The sequence below is a fragment of the Pseudogulbenkiania sp. NH8B genome (assembly GCF_000283535.1).
GTDB lineage: Bacteria > Pseudomonadota > Gammaproteobacteria > Burkholderiales > Chromobacteriaceae > Pseudogulbenkiania > Pseudogulbenkiania ferrooxidans.
This window is the reverse complement of the sequence record NC_016002.1, coordinates 1,061,267-1,078,702: the sequence shown is the minus strand read 5'-3', so window position 1 is coordinate 1,078,702 and position 17,436 is coordinate 1,061,267. Positions and strand designations below refer to the sequence as shown.

11 protein-coding genes, 1 pseudogene and 1 riboswitch are annotated in these 17,436 nt (G+C 55.8%); of the genes and pseudogenes, 6 read left to right on the top strand and 6 right to left on the bottom strand.

The window, feature by feature from the left end:
* Positions 1-32 precede the first annotated feature (32 nt).
* From NH8B_RS05140 to NH8B_RS05115, 6 genes and pseudogenes are all read left to right on the top strand, one after another.
* Positions 33-2,537 carry a type I restriction-modification system subunit M gene (locus NH8B_RS05140; RefSeq protein ID WP_041703325.1) on the top strand — a complete coding sequence of 835 codons (2,505 nt, stop codon included), beginning with the start codon at positions 33-35 and terminating at the stop codon, positions 2,535-2,537.
* A complete protein-coding gene (locus NH8B_RS05135; RefSeq protein ID WP_014086328.1) occupies positions 2,530-3,876 on the top strand; it encodes a restriction endonuclease subunit S in 1,347 nt (448 codons plus the stop codon). Before NH8B_RS05140 ends, NH8B_RS05135 begins: the two co-directional genes overlap by 8 nt.
* Positions 3,876-6,218 (top strand): annotated as a pseudogene (locus tag NH8B_RS05130) (type I restriction endonuclease subunit R); the annotation flags it as partial. The gene NH8B_RS05135 and the pseudogene NH8B_RS05130, both read left to right, overlap by 1 nt.
* Before the next feature lie 979 nt (positions 6,219-7,197).
* Complete coding sequence (locus tag NH8B_RS05125) at positions 7,198-7,950, top strand: M48 family metallopeptidase (RefSeq protein WP_014086326.1); 753 nt, start codon at positions 7,198-7,200, stop codon at positions 7,948-7,950.
* 8 nt (positions 7,951-7,958) lie between these two features.
* A complete protein-coding gene (locus tag NH8B_RS05120) occupies positions 7,959-10,340 on the top strand; it encodes an McrB family protein (protein WP_014086325.1) in 2,382 nt (793 codons plus the stop codon).
* A complete protein-coding gene (locus tag NH8B_RS05115; protein WP_014086324.1) occupies positions 10,340-11,740 on the top strand; it encodes an McrC family protein in 1,401 nt (466 codons plus the stop codon). Before NH8B_RS05120 ends, NH8B_RS05115 begins: the two co-directional genes overlap by 1 nt.
* A gap of 111 nt (positions 11,741-11,851) precedes the next feature.
* On the opposite strand, the gene NH8B_RS20795 is transcribed toward NH8B_RS05115, so the two are convergent.
* From NH8B_RS20795 to NH8B_RS05090, 6 genes are all read right to left on the bottom strand, one after another.
* A complete protein-coding gene (locus NH8B_RS20795; RefSeq protein WP_014086323.1) occupies positions 11,852-12,988 on the bottom strand; it encodes a hypothetical protein in 1,137 nt (378 codons plus the stop codon).
* Between the two features lie 79 nt (positions 12,989-13,067).
* Positions 13,068-14,228, bottom strand: a complete 1,161-nt coding sequence (locus NH8B_RS05110; RefSeq protein WP_014086322.1) for an ADP-ribosylglycohydrolase family protein — start codon at positions 14,226-14,228, stop codon at positions 13,068-13,070.
* 154 nt (positions 14,229-14,382) lie between these two features.
* A complete protein-coding gene (locus NH8B_RS05105; RefSeq protein WP_014086321.1) occupies positions 14,383-14,937 on the bottom strand; it encodes an HD domain-containing protein in 555 nt (184 codons plus the stop codon).
* A 248-nt stretch (positions 14,938-15,185) separates the two neighbouring features.
* Complete coding sequence (locus NH8B_RS20790; protein ID WP_014086320.1) at positions 15,186-15,443, bottom strand: hypothetical protein; 258 nt, start codon at positions 15,441-15,443, stop codon at positions 15,186-15,188.
* Positions 15,444-15,542: 99 nt separating this feature from the next.
* Positions 15,543-16,094, bottom strand: a complete 552-nt coding sequence (locus NH8B_RS05095; protein WP_014086319.1) for a tetratricopeptide repeat protein — start codon at positions 16,092-16,094, stop codon at positions 15,543-15,545.
* 9 nt (positions 16,095-16,103) lie between these two features.
* Positions 16,104-16,178, bottom strand: a riboswitch (SAM riboswitch).
* A gap of 329 nt (positions 16,179-16,507) precedes the next feature.
* The gene (locus NH8B_RS05090; RefSeq protein WP_014086318.1) at positions 16,508-17,332 is read right to left on the bottom strand and encodes a hypothetical protein; all 825 of its coding nucleotides are present in this window, start codon (positions 17,330-17,332) and stop codon (positions 16,508-16,510) included.
* Positions 17,333-17,436: the final 104 nt, after the last annotated feature.

The following is a 17,436-nucleotide window of genomic DNA, read 5'->3' as shown; positions in this document are numbered from 1 at the left end:
ATTGATTGAACGAATACAAGCGGATTTCCTACATGCCCTTAACCCTGCCACAGCTAGAACGCCACCTCTTCAAAGCCGCCGACATCCTGCGCGGCAAGATGGATGCCTCTGAGTTCAAGGAATACATCTTCGGGATGCTGTTCCTCAAGCGTTGCTCCGACGTTTTCGAACAGCGCCGTGCCGAAGTCATCGAACTCGAAATCGATGCGGGCAAGGCGCCCGCCGAAGCTGAGGCCTCGGCCGAGAACAAGCGGTGGTACAAAAAGGATGGCTACTTCTGGGTACCGAAAGAGTCACGCTACAGCTACCTCGTCGACAACTCGCGCCAGGCCAACGTCGGTAGCCTGCTAAGCAAGGCGCTCGCCGGGATTGAAGGTGAAAACGTCAGCCTCTACGACGTGCTGGAGCATATCGACTTCACCCGAAAAGTTGGCCAGAGCAAGATTCCCGATATCAAGCTGCAGCAGCTCATTACGCATTTCAGCCTGTACCGCCTGCGCAATGAGGACTTCGAATTCCCCGACCTGCTCGGTGCCGCCTACGAATACCTGATTGGCGAATTTGCCGATTCGGCGGGCAAGAAAGGCGGCGAGTTCTACACTCCGCGCTCGGTGGTGAGGATGATGGTGCGGCTGATCAAGCCCGAGCTCAAACACGACATCTACGACCCCTGCTGCGGCTCCGGCGGCATGCTGATCGCCGCCAAGGAATACATCGACGAGCATGGCGAAGACGGTCGCAAGGCCAACCTGTTCGGCCAGGAGTTCAACGGCACCGTGTGGTCCATCGCCAAGATGAACATGCTGCTGCACGGCATCAGTACCGCCAACCTGCAAAACGAAGACACGCTGGCCGAGCCGCAGCACGTTGAGGGTGGCGAACTGATGCACTTCGACCGGGTGCTGACCAATCCGCCGTTCTCCATCAGTTGGGGCAATACCGAGAAAGATGCCGACGGCCAGCCTGCTTGGCGGCCGAAGTTTGGTGCCGAGCGCTTCATTTATGGACAGGTACCGCTGGGTGCAAAGAAAGCAGACCTGATGTTTCTGCAGCACATGCTGGCCGTCACCCGCGACGGCGGCATGGTAGCCACGGTAATGCCGCACGGCGTACTGTTCCGGGGTGGCGAGGAAAGAACCATCCGCGCTGGCATCATTGAAGATGACCTGCTCGAAGCCGTCATTGGTGTCGCGCCCAACCTGTTTTACGGCACAGGCATCCCCGCCTGTATTCTGGTGTTACGCCAGCGAGTGCAGAATGGGGCAAACAGCGTCAGTGGCAAGCCAGCCGAGCGGCAGGGCAAGGTACTGTTCATCAACGCCGACCGTGAGTTTTTCGAAGGCCGCGCGCAGAACTACCTGCTGCCCGAGCACATCGAGAAGATCGTCACCACCTTCGACGAATTCCGCGCCATCGACGGCTTCTCGGCCATCGTCGACAATGCCACGCTCAAAGCCAACGACTACAACCTCAACATCCGCCGCTACGCCGACAATGCACCGCCGCCTGAACCGCACGATGTGCGCGCCCATCTGGTGGGCGGCATCCCCAAGGCCGAGGTGGCCGACAAAGCCAAACTATTCAGCGCCCACGGCCTGAACCCGCTGGACCTGTTTGTGGAGCGTAATGCCAAGTATTTCGACTTCGCGCCCACCCTCGACAAACGGCAGTACCTCAAGCCCGCCATCGAAAGCAATCCCGGACTGGTGGCGAAGGAGGCCGCCATCCGCACCGCTTTCGAGCAATGGTGGCAAGACCACAGTGCTCGCATCACGGCCCTCTCCGGGCAAATGGACAACGCCACTAGCCTGGTGGCGCTGCGTCTCGACCTGCTGGCCAGCTTCAGCCAAAGCCTGGAGGCCATCGGCCTGCTCGATCCCTTCCAGGTGCGCGGCATCGTGGCTGGTTTCTGGTACCAGACCAAGTACGACTTCCTTACCCTGATGGCACGCGGCGCCAAGGGCGTGGCCGATGCGTGGCGCACCAGCATCGTCACCGCGCTGGAAGACAAGGCCAGCAAGGAAAGTCCGCTGGAGCACAAGCTGGTCAAATTCCTGATGAGTGATTTTGTCGAGGCCATCACCGAGCTGGAAGCCAAGAAGGCCGAGCTGGACAGCCAAATCAAGGCCGTTAGTCCCAAGGACGCCGAAGGGGAAGAAGGCGAAGCCGCTGAGGCTGTGGAGGATGAGGCCGATGAAGAAAACACCGTGGACGAAGCCCAGCTCAAGGCCTGGAAAAAGGAACTCACCGCCGTCAAGAAGCAGCTCAAGGCCAAGAACGACAGCTTCAAGCAGCACATCGGCACCGCCGTTGAAGGGTTGACGCCAGAAGCAGCCGCCGAGCTGCTGCTGACTATCTTGCACAACGATATGCAGGCCATCGTCGAGCGCTACATGGCCGCCCAGCGCAAGTCCATCGTCGCGACGTTCGAGAACTGGTGGGATAAGTACCGGGTGACGCTGACCGAGATCGAGGGTAAGCGTGATGAGGCGGCGAATGCGTTGCAAGGGTTCTTGATGGGGTTGCAGTATGTCTAGTCATCTCGCTACCAACCTTCCCGTTGGGTGGAGCTCCACAACCCTTGGACAAGTCTCTGAGTGCATCCTCGGCGGTACGCCATCGACAGAGGTTCGGCAGTTCTGGGGCGGTGACGTTCCTTGGATGGCGTCCGGTGATGTTCATCTTCGAAGGATCACTGATGTTCCCGGTCGCATTACGGCGCTCGGCCTACGTTCGTCAAATGCAACCCTGACTAGCCCGCCTGCTGTCGCCGTTGGCCTCGCTGGTCAAGGAAAAACACGTGGAACAGTCGCGCTCACGTTATGCACCCTCAGCACCAATCAGTCCATCGCGCTCCTGAAAGCAAACGGAAGTGACCTGCGCACAGACTATCTGTTTCACAATTTGGATCGGAGATACGAAGAGCTCCGTGCGCGCTCGTCTGGCGGTGGTCGTGGCGGACTATCAAAGGCCATCTTGGAAGCCGTCCCGATCGAATTGCCTCCCTTAGGTGAGCAGCAAAAGGTCGCCCAGATCCTGGACACCATCGACACCGCCATCCACGAAACCGAGACGATAGTCACCAAGCTGAAGGCCATCAAGCAGGGCCTGCTGCACGATCTGTTGACGCGCGGCATCGCCGCCAACGGCGAACTGCGCCCGCCTCAGGCCGAGGCACCGCATCTCTACAAGGAATCGCCGCTGGGGTGGATTCCTAAGGAGTGGGATATCAAGCAGCTTGCAGAGTTGCTAGGCGACGTTGATCCGGCCATGCGCTCAGGCCCATTCGGCAGTGCGCTTCTAAAGCAGGAGTTGGTTGAAACTGGACTCCCACTTCTCGGAATTGACAATGTCCACACCGAGCGGTTTGTCGCCGACTATACGCGCTTCGTGACACCTAGGAAGTTTACACAACTGGCGCGCTATGCAGTTCGCCCCGATGACTTGATGATCACGATCATGGGCACTGTCGGGAGATGTTGCCTCGTACCGGAAGACATCGGCCAAGCTCTGTCCTCCAAGCACACCTGGACGATCTCTCTTAATCAACAAGCTTACTCACCCTACTTAGCGATGCTGCAGGTCAACTACTCGCCTTGGGTGCTCGGGCACTTCGCTCGAGATCAGCAAGGCGGGACGATGGCCGCAATTCGGTCTGAAACTCTGAGATCTACTCGGCTTCCAGCACCTCCACGTGAGGAGCAGCGCCTCATGGAAGAGCGCCTTCGTGAACTTAGCAAGAGGATTGACTTGGAGGTTGATTCCCTTGCAAAGCGTCATTCAGAGAAAGCCGGCCTCATGGACGACCTCCTCACCGGGCGTGTCCGCGTCACACCATTACTGGCCGAGGCCGCACAACAACAAGGGAGCGCCTGATGGGCTGGGAACTTGATGACGTCGAAAAACCGTTTGTAGCCCAGTTGCAGGCACTCGGTTGGGCCTATAACGCGGGCAGTCTCGACGACCCGGCGGTCACGGGTCGTACCAGTTTCGCCGAGGTGATTCAGGAGGGGCTGCTACGCGAACAACTGCGCGCGCTGAACCCCGGCGCTGACGGTGTGCCCTGGCTGGACGAGGCGCGGCTGTCGGAAGCCGTGGCAGCCATCACCCGCCTGGGCACGCACAAGCTGTTGGAGGCCAACGAGAAGGCCACCACCTTGTTGATCCGTGGCCTGACCGTGGACGGTTTGCCCGGCTGGGACGGTGGGCGCGGACAGACAATACGCTATATCGACTGGGACACCCCGTCCAACAACCGCTTCACGGTGATCAACCAGTACCGCGTCGATTGCCCGCCCGGTTTCAACAGCGCCAAGCAGTTCATCGTGCCCGACCTAGTGCTGCTGGTGAATGGTATCCCGTTGGTGGTGGTGGAGTGCAAAAGCCCCTCGATACCCGAGCCACTGGCTGAGGCGGTGGACCAACTGCGGCGCTACAGCAACCAGCGCAAGGCGGCCTTCGAGGTGGACGACAATGAGGGCAACGAGCCTTTGTTCGCCACCAACCAGCTGCTGGTGGCCACCAGCTTTGACGAGGCACGGGTGGGCTGCGTGGGTGCGGCCTTTGAGCATTACGCTCAGTGGAAGACGGTGGTCGGCCCCGATGGCAACGGTAGCGAGATCGAGGTGGCGCAAGCGCTCGGCAAGCCTGCTCTCTCCGAACAAGAGCGTTTGATTGCCGGGCTGCTGTCACCCGTGCATCTGCTGGATGTGGTGCAGAACTTCATGTTGTTCATGCAAGCGGGCGGGCAAACCATCAAGACGGTGTGCCGCTACCAGCAGTACCGGGCCGTCAACCGCGCCATCGTTCGGCTCAAGACTGGCCAGACGCGCTTGCAGCATGGCGAGCACGACCAGCGCGGCGGCATCATCTGGCACACCCAGGGCTCGGGTAAGTCGCTCACCATGGTGTTCCTGGTGCGCAAGATGCGCGCCGACGCACAACTACGGCGCTTCAAAGTCATTGTCGTTACCGACCGCAAGGACTTGCAAGGCCAGTTGTCCGTTACCGCCACGCTGACCGGCGAGGTGGTGGAAGTGGCCGAGAGTGCCAGCGGCGTGAGGGCACTCGCCCAGCGCCAGGGGCCGGGGCTGATCTTTGCCACTATTCAGAAATACCGCGATCAGGATGGCACTGGTGATGCACCGCTAACGGCGGATGACTTGCCTAAGGTGGAAGAACCAAAAGCCAACTACAAGCCTGACGAGAAGTTTGAGGTACTGAACGAGGACGACAGCATTCTCGTGCTGGTGGATGAGGCCCACCGCACCCAAGCGGGGGACCTACACGCCAAGCTGATGGCTGGCCTGCCCAACTGCGCACGCATCGGCTTTACCGGCACGCCGATCATCATGGGTGAGAAAAAGCGCACCCACGAGATTTTTGGCGAGTTCATTGACCGCTACACCATCAAGGAAGCCGAGACTGACGGCGCAACGGTGCCGGTGCTCTACGAGGGCCGTACTGCCAACGGCGCAGTCAAGGATGGCGCCAGCCTGGACGAGCTGTTCGAGGATCTTTTCCGCCAGCACACGCCCGAAGAGCTGGAGACAATCAAGCAGAAGTATACCACCAAGGGCCATATTTTCGACGCACCGGCGCTGATCGCCGACAAGGCACGCGACATCCTTCGCCACTACGTCACCAACATCCTGCCCAACGGCTACAAGGCGCAGGTGGTGGCGTACAGCCGCTTGGCGGCAATCCGCTACTTCGATGCGTTGAAGCAGGCGCGTGACGAACTGCTGGCCGAGGCGCAGGCACTTTCGCCCGAAGACAAGGCTTTGGATGACGAAGCGCTGTGCCAACGCCCGGCCAAAGTGCAGGCGGCGGTGCAGGCTTGGCGCTACCGCGACACGCTGGCCCGCATCGAGTTTGCCCCCATCATCTCTGGAAGCAACAATGACGATCCAGCCTGGAAGCAATGGACCGACGACGCAGCTCATGAACAACTGATCAAGCGCTTCAAGAAGCCACTGTTCGACGCCAAGCCGGAAAAGACCGACCCACTGGCCTTTCTGGTGGTGAAGTCGATGTTGCTGACCGGGTTCGATGCGCCAATCGAGGACGTGATGTATCTCGACCGCCCGATCCGTGAGGCAGAACTGCTGCAGGCGATCGCCCGCGTCAACCGTACTGGTTTCGGCAAGCGCTGCGGTATCGTAGTGGATTACTACGGTGTAGCGCAGCATTTGAAGGAGGCGCTGGCGGCCTACGCCGATGAGGATGTGGAAGGCGCACTGGCTAGCCTGAAGGACGAGGTGCCGGTGTTGCGTGACCGGCATCTGCGCGTGGTGGATCTGTTCCGCCAGCGTGGAGTCGAGTCGCTGGACGATACCGAAGCCTGCGTCGAGGCCTTGGGCAGCGAGAGGTTGCGCGCCGAGTTCGCCGTCAAGCTCAAGGCATTTCTTGCGTCACTGGATACCGTGCTGCCGCGCCCCGAAGGCTTACCGTATTCGGGCGACGCCAAGCGCCTGGCCTATATCTATGCCCGCGCTCGCAACCGCTACAAGGACACGCCGGTACTGGGTAAAGACGTCGGCGCCAAGGTGCGCAAGCTGATCGACGACCACGTGATTTCGCTGGGTGTCGATCCGAAGATCCCACCGATCCAGCTGACCGATGCAGAGTTCGATACGCACGTTGCGCGTGCCGCGAGCGACCGCGCCAAGGCGTCCGAGATGGAGCATGCGATTCGCTCGCATATCCGCAAACACACCGATGAAGACCCGGTGCTGTACCGCAAGCTCTCGGAGCGCTTGAGCGACATCCTGAAGACCTTGGGCGAGCAGTGGAATGAGGTGATCTCGCAGCTGCAGAAGATCATCGACGAGCTGCGCACCGGTAACGCTGGCAGTGCCGATGCGCCGAGCGACTTGCCCGAGCATTGTGCGCCGTTTCTGCGCACGGTTCTCGATGTGGTGTGTGCTGGGCAGACGCCTACAGCAGCTGAGTTGCTACGCCTGAAAGATGTGACCGTGGAACTGGTGGACTTGCTGGTGCAGGAACTGCAGGGCAACCGGGATATCTGGAGCCCCCATAAACGCGCGGCGCAGGAAGACCTGAATACCCAACTGTTCGAGCACTTGATGCGCTTGCGGCCGCCCTTGGTGGATACCGACAAGGCGGGCGTGCTCGCCGACAAGTTGATGGAGCAGGCGCGTGCTAACCACGACAAGCTGGTGCAGGTGTAAACCCATGCGGGCTCCCCTGAACGCAACCGACCATCAGACGGACAGCACCACGGCCGAGGCAGAGGCTTGCATCCAGGTGGACGACTTGCAATTCGCGATACGGCGCAGCGCCAGGCGCCGGACCATGCAAATCACGGTGGAACGAACAGGGGAACTGATTCTGAGTGCACCGCCTGAGGTGGGCATCGATCAGCTCCGAGATTTTGTCAGCGAGAAGCGTTTCTGGATCTACACAAAGCTGGCTGAGAAGGATCGGCTGCAACACAAGGTGCCGCGCAAGGAGTTTGTTGGCGGCGAGGGTTTCCTGTACCTCGGGCGAACCCATCGGCTGAAAATGGTCGAGTCCCAAGATGCGCCCTTGAAACTGACAAATGGCCGCTTTGCACTGCGCCATGATGCGCAGGCAGATGCACGGCAACACTTCATCCGCTGGTACAGCGAAAGAGCCCGAGTTTGGTTGTCCGGCCGTGTGGTCGACTATCAGTCGCGCATGGAGGTAACACCGGCTGGCGTGAAAGTGCAGGACCTAGGCTATCGCTGGGGCTCATGCGGTAAAGGCGACTGGCTTTACTTCCACTGGAAGACGATTTTGCTGCCAGCCCGTATCGCGGAGTATGTGGTGGTGCATGAGATTGCCCACCTGCACGAGCCACACCACACCCCTGCATTCTGGCTGCGCGTTGAGCGTGTAATGCCCGACTATGCGCAGCGAAGAGCCTGGCTGGCCGAACACGGCATTGATGTTGAGGGAATATAGAAAAAAATATGGCGGACTACTTCACCAGAGACCACTTCAAGCTGCTGAACAAGTGGAAGGGGCAAAAGCGCGACGAATCCAACCCCGAGCAGAATCGCGCCTACGAAGAACTGAAGAAGGCCTATGAGGTGACCGAGGCATGGGCCAACGAGGTGAAGACCAAGTTGTTCCCGATGGGTGTGGTCAAGGTTCGCAAGCGCCCGACTAGTCAGGCGAATTCCTTCCTGCCCTACAACTGGGCCCGCATCTACCCGGCAATGGATTCGCCCAAGGAGCTGGCCTATACCGTTGGGATTGGAGCGGATGACGGTTTTGTGGTCAAGATCGACACGGTCGGACTTGATGGCGGGGCACCCGTGCGTCGTGACTACCTTGCGCTGCGAGGTGGCTACGACAATGGCTCGCCCATTGTCGCCATTCTTCCAGCGTCAGAAGGGCTCGGCAAATCGCTGGCTGAGCTGGTCGATTGGAGCATCGAGGCCATACGCAAATTCCGGCTCCGCTATGACGAAGTCGTGACCACGCTGGATTTGGGAGAAAAGCTGAGTGATGAAGATCTGCTCAAGCATTTCGACGGCAAGCCCGCCTTCAAAACCTTCCGTGCCTCATGGGCCGCTGAAGACAGGGCTACGTTTTGCAGGTTGGCCAGAGCCGTTCACGCGGCGGGGCTCGACTGGTGGCACATGGGTAAAGGGATTCAGGTCCGATTTGGCCGCAAGACCCCCGGAAGTGAGCGTGCGATCGGCGTGCTCGGTGTGATCCGTGGCACCCGCACCCGGAAGATATCCTGGACACGCGATGTCGGTGCAGTGCCCAAGTTGAACCGGGAGCCACTGACCGATGATCTGGTGGCGAAAATTGAAACCGCGTTGGTCGCCGAGCGTGAAACGCTGGACGACTGGTTGGTCTTGGAAACTGCACGGCCAGGGTTGTGGCCAGATCAACTTCGGGATGACCCGACGGAGTCCGACGAGGAATCCGATGACGAGGAGCCACCAATGGACGCCGCTGTCACGCAAGCCTTCAATCGCATCTACTACGGGCCGCCCGGGACAGGCAAGACTTACGAAGTTTCCAAATTGCTGCGGCGAGACTATGAGCAGGCAATGACCTCAGTGTCTACGGCGGAATGGCAGAGCCAATTTATCGCGGACAGAATTGCTTCGCTGAAATGGTGGGAAGCTGCCGTCTTGACGTTGCTCGACCTCGGCGGCAAGGCCAACGTGAGCCAGCTATTGGCGCACCCCTTCATCGATGCGCTGGCGACGGCCAAAGGCCGCAAGGACAACCTGCGACAGACAATCTGGACGACGCTGCAGGAACGTACGGTTGATGAATCCACGACTGTCAAACAGAAGCTGCGCTTTAGCCCGCAGGTATTCGACAAGATCGAGGAGTCTGTTTGGCAACTGGCCGGTGAATGGGAAGAAGCATGCGCCGACCTCGTTGCGTTGGTCAAGGAGTACCGGGCTGGCGCCCAGTCTTCGGAAATCCTTCGTCACTACAGCTTTGTCACGTTCCACCAATCATATGGCTATGAGGAATTCGTGGAAGGCCTGCGCCCGGTGCTGGATGACAATACTGGCTCGGGTGCGATCAAGTACGAAATACGCCCAGGCGCATTCAAGGATCTGTGCCGCAAAGCACGCCTCGCACCGGACAAGCGCTTTGCCATGGTCATCGACGAGATCAACCGGGGCAACATCAGCAAGATTTTCGGCGAACTGATCACGTTGATCGAACCGGACAAGCGTGAGAGTGCGGAAAACGCCATCTCGGTCACGTTGCCGTACTCGGGCGAATCATTCTCGGTACCACCCAACCTTGACATCATCGGCACGATGAACACAGCGGACCGGTCGCTTGCCCTGCTTGATACGGCACTGCGTCGCAGGTTTGACTTTGTGCCTGTGCTGCCGGATGCTCGTGATGAGGCGGGTGCGCCACTTTTTGGCCTGCGGGTGACCTTGGATGGGCAGGTGATCGACATCCCGCGAATGCTGTCTGTCATCAATCAGCGCGTCGAGGCACTTTACGACCGCGATCACTGCATCGGTCATGCTTACTTCACATCGCTTGCACAAGTCCCTGACGGAGACGAACGACTCGTGGCGTTGTCGCAGGTCTTCAGTAATCGCATCGTCCCCTTGCTCGAGGAGTACTTCTTCGAAGATTGGCAAAAAATCCGGCTTGTGCTGGCAGACAACCAGAAGCCCGAGGCGGCTCGGTTTGTGATTGAAAGCCAGGATCATGAAGAGGATCTGGCGCGCTTGTTCGGCAGCGATCACGGCCTGGACACCTATGCCACCAAGCAGCGCTACGTGGTTCAGGATGCGTCTTTCACCAACCCTGACGCCTACATCGGCATCTATCAGACGTTGCCAGCCTGATGAAAGGCTTGACGATTTACGAGTTTGACGCCCTAGCAGCAGCTGGGGCGGACTTCTCGGGTATCGATGGCGTGCACCTAGTTCCGGCCAGCGTATTTGGCTGGCTTGAGGAGCAGTGCCTGCGAGCTGCAGACGCGGGAGATGCCGCCTGGTTGCGCTGGGCCCAGCGTCGTGGGCGCCGTGTCATCCAGGTGACCAGCTTTGTCGGCGTCATTCGTGCGCAGGACGGTTACCAGATAGAGGTGCTGCCGAAAGTCGGCAAGGCCATCGGTGGCGGTGCGGTCGAGGCGCGTCAGTTGCTGATTGAAATGCTGTGCTGTCTGCATGGCTTTCGGCATGTGCTGACCAATAGAGCCCAACTTTCTGCGGCGCGGATGCCGCTACTGGAAATTTTCATCAGCGAGTTTCTGCGCGCTGTCGAGCACATCGTCAAGCGTGGGCTTCGGAGTGACTATCGCCAGCGGCAGGACAACTTGTTTGCCTTGCGTGGCAAGCTACTGATGTCGTCACACTTGCGGCAGAACCTGTTCCGGGCAGACCGCTTTTTCACCGAGCACGATGAGTTTTCGACGGACCGACCAGAAAACCGACTGCTACACGCGGCGTTACGGCGCGTGTTGATTCTGACCGGAACGCAGGCCAACCAGCAGCTGGCCCGAGAGCTGGATTTCGTTTTTGCGGATGTTCCGCCTTCCACGCAAACACGGATCGATTTCCAGCAAGTACGACTGGATAGGGGCATGGGCTACTACGCCGATGCCCTTGCTTGGGCACGCCTCATCTTGAACGAAGAATCGCCGCTGACCGGCTCGGGGCATCACACCGCTCCATCATTGTTGTTCCCAATGGAGGTGGTCTTTGAAGCCTATGTTGAGAAGAGCCTAGCAAGGCAGTTGCGCGCGAACTTCGCCCTGAAGGCACAGGCAGGCAGTCAGTACCTAGTTGCGCATGACGATCAGCGATGGTTCCGCTTGAAGCCCGACCTGTTAGTAATACAGAAGCAAACCACGCGCTTGGTCTTGGATACGAAGTGGAAGCTGCTAGACGCGGCCAAGAATAACGCTCGTGAAAAGTATCAGCTGAGTCAGGTGGACTTCTACCAGTTGTATGCGTATGGCCATCATTATTTGGACGGGCAGGGAGATGTGGTGTTGATCTATCCAAAGACGGATACTTTCGCTCAGCCACTTCCTGTCTTTGGCTTCCCAAAGGCTGCGGGAATGTGCTTATGGGTATTGCCATTCTGCCTCAAGGAGGGGCGTTTGATACTGCCTGCGTCACCACAATTCAAGGAGATATTCTTGCCGATGCGAAATAATGAGATCGATGTGTTTAGTGGCAATATTCATGCTCACAGTGTAACAGGGCCTTTCTGCACCGTTTGTGACGACAAGCGATAGAGAAAACTGGGTTGCAGTGACGAACGGGTTCTGCTAGTTGCACAACCCAGATTTCAGGGATGTCAAAATTCATTCAAAATCATAGGCATGCCATCATGCCTAATTTTATTTTTAATTTTGACATCGAATAAGTTCAATAAAACACCTCAATGCCTCAAGCAAGGAATCTACTTTGCTTCCCCATTCCGCAATGGAGTAGCCAGGGTACTTTACCCCTGAATCATCAAGCACATCAAAACCAATTTTCTCCGAAACCAGAGATCTAAAAATTTTCCTTGAACGATCTCGTGCTTCGCTGCCAGACAAAGAACCAAAATTTATATTGATTCGGCCGTCCGAATAAACGCTCAACAATGAACCGGAGCAAATAGAGGGCTCTTTGATATTGAAAGATCCCTTGTTCTGCCCATTTCCCCACGATATCTTGCTACCAAGCGCTAAAGACTGCTCGAGTAATGTCTCAATAATCTGAACTTCTGGCGGTGATAGCTTGGATATTGCATCAGAAAAATACGAATCGCGATCCCATTTTCTGCTTGAAATCATGGTTACTGAATTGATTGCGCGCTTAGCTTGGCGAGCCTCTTCCGTGTACCCGAATAGCGTTGGTGCTACGATACGCTGCCCATCAAGCATGTATTGCCGTGCTTCGACGAGGAGTACTTCTGAACGCTCCATCTGCTTGTTGAGAAAATCGACCACACTGCGAAGCTCGTTAGGTGACTCCTCCAAGAAGAAGATGATTCGTAGTTGACCTTCACGTAGATTCTGCTGAAGGCATTCAAAAAATGCATCAGTATTGATTCCACCTTCAGATCGCAGAACGCAAATGGATTCGTCGAGGTCAACTCCTTTTTGCTTTGCCGTGTTTTCTGCAAAGCCGCGAAGCATATCTTTGCTCCAATAGTAATGGCCATTGGCTGCATACTCTAGCATCTGGCCCACAACCTCCCTGCGTGATCGAGTATCTGAAAATCTCTTGCACTCAACAAATGTCGGTATGGCGTCTTGGTCAGCAAATACAAAATCAATGCTCCAACGGTCAAGACCTGTACAGGGATCTGGAACGGGCATCTCTCGCTTAATAAGCAACCATTGCCGTGGGTTTTCAGGGTCGATCTGATCTCCTGGCAACAAGTTTGGGTTTTTCTCCAAAATGCGTTGAAGTTCATGATCTTCATTTTGACATCTGACTCGCCCCATCATTTTTGTGTTGCCATCATCTTGAATTACGTAGACGCTCGACATAACTAGCCCTCCCCAAAAACGATAACAACGAAAATGGCCATGCATAATTAAGTAATATTATTTACAAATGGGAGTGTAATTATCCTCCCGGATACCGCTTCCAGTAGAAGTCACTTTCCAGGAGACTATCGTCATCATCGAGCAGCCATTCTCCGACAGTAGCGAGGTCGTCGGCCATTGCCGTGATGACGTCGGACAACTCCAGCGGTTTGAGCCAACGTTCTGGAATCGCCTCCACTCCCAGCATGGCTCCCAACAGATTGCCGGTAATCGCACCGGTCGAATCGCTGTCGCCACCATGATTGACCGCGAATGTGACTCCCTCTTCAAAACTGTGTGCCGTCAGAGCGCAATAGAGGCTGATGGCCAGCGCTTCCTCTGCCACCCAGCCTTCGCCGAGTGTGGCCAGCGACTGGTAATTGGCACCGCCGACTCCATCCTGCTCAGCCAAGGCAATGGCATGTTCGATCGCGCTCAGTGTTTCTCCGTGATCCGCTTGTTGCACCAGCAGCTGTTTGACTTGTTCTACCGCCTCTCGCAGAAAGACTCCCATCAAGATCAGCGCTACCATTGCTGCGAATACTCCAGCAGGTAACTGCCCTGTCGGGTGACCGTGGGTGATTGCGGCCGTTTCCACTCCCAGTTCAAATGCACGAGCCAGTTGCTGTGGCTCTGATCTAACATCCCACAAACTGGCGGCCAACATGCCAACCGGCGCGACGCGCATTACACCGCCACAGCCTTTGCTGCTGTTTTTTGCCTCACATCCTGTACTCTGCTGCAATGCGCTCAAGCAGGTCTGCCCTGGTGCTCTACGTGAAAAGAGCTCAGGGTGACCAATAAGCCAGCCATCAAGACAATGGGATTGTGCCGGATGCACCACTCCCTGGGTATGCAGCCAACGCAGGTAGGCGTATCTGACCACGCTGGGCGGATGGCAAAGGCCCTTGGTTGCAGCGCGCACATAAGCTCGCAGCAGTCCCTCGGCGGTAAACAACGTCATCTGGGTGTCGTCGGTGATGGCGCCGAACCGGCCATAGCAGGGAACATAGTCGCGGATGCCATCCTCACCGAATTTACGACGTATTTCTGCCAGGCTCATGAATTCGACCTGCGCCCCTAGCGCATCTCCCACGGCGCCACCTAGCAGGCTTCCACGGAAATGACTGCGCTTGATCGGGTCAGCGGGAATCCGGGGTAATTGGGCGGGAGTCGTAGTGAAGCCTGCCTGTGTGGCCATGGAGAGCCCTTTCTGAAAATTATCGCCAGCAGCCGCCTAGTAGTGCAGTTAATTGCACGAGAGGCTTACCCCAGAGCCATATCAGCACAAAAAATTTCAGACCTTACGTCGTGAGCCCACGTAGATCGCTGAATCATTCAGCCTCAAGGGGGGATCATCGAAGATCTGCGTGGCGAGCAAATACACCACCGAACACTGCTTCCAGTTCTGGGTGAATACCTCGCACACCATCCACAACTTGTGCAGCCCAGTCGAAATACGCTTGTTTCCGATCGGCCGACCAGTCTGCTGGGGGAGAAGCAAGAATGTCCCGCAAATTGCAAATTTTGTCGGCTAGCTTGACGAGCTTGGCCTCGGACGATAAATGCGGCGCATGCTCGATTTTCTGTTGCTTACGGACATGCTTCTCCAGAGCCTTGTCGTCTGTCACCTCAAGGACGATCGAGGCCACCTTATGCCCCACAAGCTGGATCAGCCCCTCCATCGTGGTTTCTGTATCTTCGATGGTGTCGTGCAGTACCGCCGCGCAGAGGATGGTTGCATCTTCAATACCACCTTCATTCGCGAGCACGTTTGCCAGGGCGATCGGGTGATTGATGTATGGCGACGCATCGGCATCTTTGCGACGCTGATTTCGGTGCTTCTCAGCTGCAAAAGCTATAGCTTTGATGAGCTCCCTTGGCACTGCTTTAACGCTTTCAATCAACATCCCCTTTCATAAGTAATGTTGGCTTTTTATTTTTCACGAACGAAATACTTTGGCCTGGACTCAATCTTATATTTGTCCTGAAATCTTTTATGGCTATCTGAATCGGTAGGATCATCAAATTCTAGCAAGGTGGTGTCCGCTGTAGGATGTCGCACCATCTCCGTCATGTAGAACGCGTGATGCCCGGCATAACCGCCGAACGAGTTCTTAGCGTTCACCTCACCGCACAGCGTGGCTTCGATGACTACCTACTCCCCATTCTTTCCAAGAAAAACCCTAGGGTAATATTGCAAATTGCGAAACTGAGCCGACTCTGGATCTTTGAGCTGCTCTCGCACCTCCAACTGCATCCTTTCCCGATATACTGCCTGCAATTTATCAAATGAACTCTCGGTAGTAGGTTCAGTTTGAGGCGGGTTATTCTTCCAAGCATGTCCAACGAAAAATGATGTAGCCCCCACTCCAGTAACTAGCACTATGCCAGCTACCACAAAACGCATGTTCATTACATTTCTCCTTGCCGAATAAGATGGATGGCCCCCCCCTTTGTAATGGCGCGGTCAAAAAACAGGCGAAAGTAATGAAAACTATCGTATGGCTGCAAGTTATGTATTCGGTCGTGCAGTTAACTGCACTCGATCGTCATGCCGAGAGAGAGAGAACCCAGCATGGTGGCCCGGCACGTACTCTGCAGCAGAATCAAACAAAGCAGCGGCTCTAATAACATCCTTCGCTACGCCGTGGCCTAACCAATAGGCAACGCCAAGATCTGCGACAGCACCGGGATAATCCTGCCCAGCTGACCGCTTCAGCCACTTAACCGCTTCGTCCAAGTCCAACGGCACTCCCTCTCCAAGGCGATAGCGGGTTGCCAGATTGTATTGGGCGATGGGCTCGCCTTGCTCAGCCGCTAGGCGGTACCAGAGCACGGCTTCGGTGTCATCCTGTGCAACACCCAACCCGCGTTGATACAAGGTCCCCAAGTTATTCTGAGCTTCGCAGTGGCCTTGTTCGGCAGCCCTCCGATACCAATAAGCAATCATTCTGAAGTCGGGGTTATCATCTTGCCGTAGGAACTCTGCTACCTCGAATTGTGAGTCCGCATCAGCATCATTGGCCAATCTGAGTAAACGGCTGGGTATCTTTCGGGAAAGCATGATCGTTACTCCTAAAAAGTAACGCCCGTTTAGCGCCTTGTTTTACGTTGCGGCAAGTTCGGCTAAATCACAACGATAAAATACTACCTTTGTCAGATTTGACAAATTTAATGGCCAACAATCCGGGAAGCGCATTTGTAATGTGAGGTAGCCGACAAAGGACACACGTTCAGCTTAGACACTGAATTGACATTCGTCAAACAGGGCAAATCCTGAATGCCTAAAGAGGGGATGGGCTTGGACGTTTTTCAGAAGAGGTAAGACTTGAGGTGTTCTACTTCTTGGAATAGTTGAATCGTGTTGACGGTCTTCTTTGGTGAGACAGGGAAAGAGCGTTGTGCAATTAACTGCAATAACTACATACCACTCTTCCCCAAACGAAGCCATTTATAAATGACTGCATTGTCAGTTTGTCATACTTGGTTAGCTATTGATTGAAGGCGCCATTCCTGGGCTTCACGCAATGCTCGAATTGCACGATATAGCTCATTATTAAGCGTTGTTTGATACTTACTGATCAGCTCATGATTGACTGGGGCAGAGTGCTGTGACTTTACCAGCGCAGCCACTTTGGCAATATCCCTTCGCCGCTTTACATCCACAAAATTTCTGCAGTGCCGCTCATAGGTGTTTTCTATCCACTTACATAACCCGCCCTTGAATGAAGCCAAAAATTCAGAGATGGAAGCATGGTCTTCCGCGTCCAACTCCAACTCTTCGTAGAAGATCGGAGTCATTTTCTCTAGATGATCCACGCTGATGGCTTTGATATTGGGACAGATATATAAAGAATATTCTGTAATCAGCTTGCAAGCATCTTCATAAGAATAATCGTCATCCTCATTTGGAGGAGTCAGATCATGATCGCTAAGCTTGTGAGGGTAAGTTATCCCCATTGCCTCTTCAATTTCGAGTCGGATGCTATTGACGTCAAGGCAACGGTTCAACTCGACACCTGCTGTTTCCGCTCGAATGAGTCGTTGCTGTCGCCAATAGCAAATGGCAATTTTTTCCACCAGCATCAACTCCAGGGTTCCAACAGGGCTTAGCGATGCCTGTAGTCCATCCAGCAACAACTGGTATTCCGCCGGGCTTTCATCCTCAAGGAATAATCTGCGACTCAGTACACCATGCTTGCAGGCGTTAGCGCTTGACTGAGCCTTACCCTGTTGGGTTTTTGGGCCACTACTCTTTTTACTGTTCTGTTTATTCGCTATGCTCTTTTTCGGGATTGCCATAAACGTCTCCATATTAAAAACTTCGAAATTTTTTGCAATTAACTGCACAGGAAGCATTACCTACGCTGAAAAAGTAGCACCTCTTTTCAATATCTCCTCATGAA

Excerpts from the sequence above, each read along its gene's own strand:
- NH8B_RS20795 (WP_014086323.1), bottom strand. The coding sequence starts at position 12,988 with ATGTCGAGCGTCTACGTAATTCAAGATGATGGCAACACAAAAATGATG.
- NH8B_RS05120 (WP_014086325.1), top strand. The coding sequence starts at position 7,959 with ATGGCGGACTACTTCACCAGAGACCACTTCAAGCTGCTGAACAAGTGG.
- NH8B_RS05135 (WP_014086328.1), top strand. The coding sequence starts at position 2,530 with ATGTCTAGTCATCTCGCTACCAACCTTCCCGTTGGGTGGAGCTCCACA.
- NH8B_RS05090 (WP_014086318.1), bottom strand. The coding sequence starts at position 17,332 with ATGGCAATCCCGAAAAAGAGCATAGCGAATAAACAGAACAGTAAAAAG.
- NH8B_RS05105 (WP_014086321.1), bottom strand. The coding sequence starts at position 14,937 with ATGTTGATTGAAAGCGTTAAAGCAGTGCCAAGGGAGCTCATCAAAGCT.
- NH8B_RS05115 (WP_014086324.1), top strand. The coding sequence starts at position 10,340 with ATGAAAGGCTTGACGATTTACGAGTTTGACGCCCTAGCAGCAGCTGGG.
- NH8B_RS05125 (WP_014086326.1), top strand. The coding sequence starts at position 7,198 with ATGCGGGCTCCCCTGAACGCAACCGACCATCAGACGGACAGCACCACG.
- NH8B_RS20790 (WP_014086320.1), bottom strand. The coding sequence starts at position 15,443 with ATGAACATGCGTTTTGTGGTAGCTGGCATAGTGCTAGTTACTGGAGTG.
- NH8B_RS05110 (WP_014086322.1), bottom strand. The coding sequence starts at position 14,228 with ATGGCCACACAGGCAGGCTTCACTACGACTCCCGCCCAATTACCCCGG.
- NH8B_RS05140 (WP_041703325.1), top strand. The coding sequence starts at position 33 with ATGCCCTTAACCCTGCCACAGCTAGAACGCCACCTCTTCAAAGCCGCC.
- NH8B_RS05095 (WP_014086319.1), bottom strand. The coding sequence starts at position 16,094 with ATGCTTTCCCGAAAGATACCCAGCCGTTTACTCAGATTGGCCAATGAT.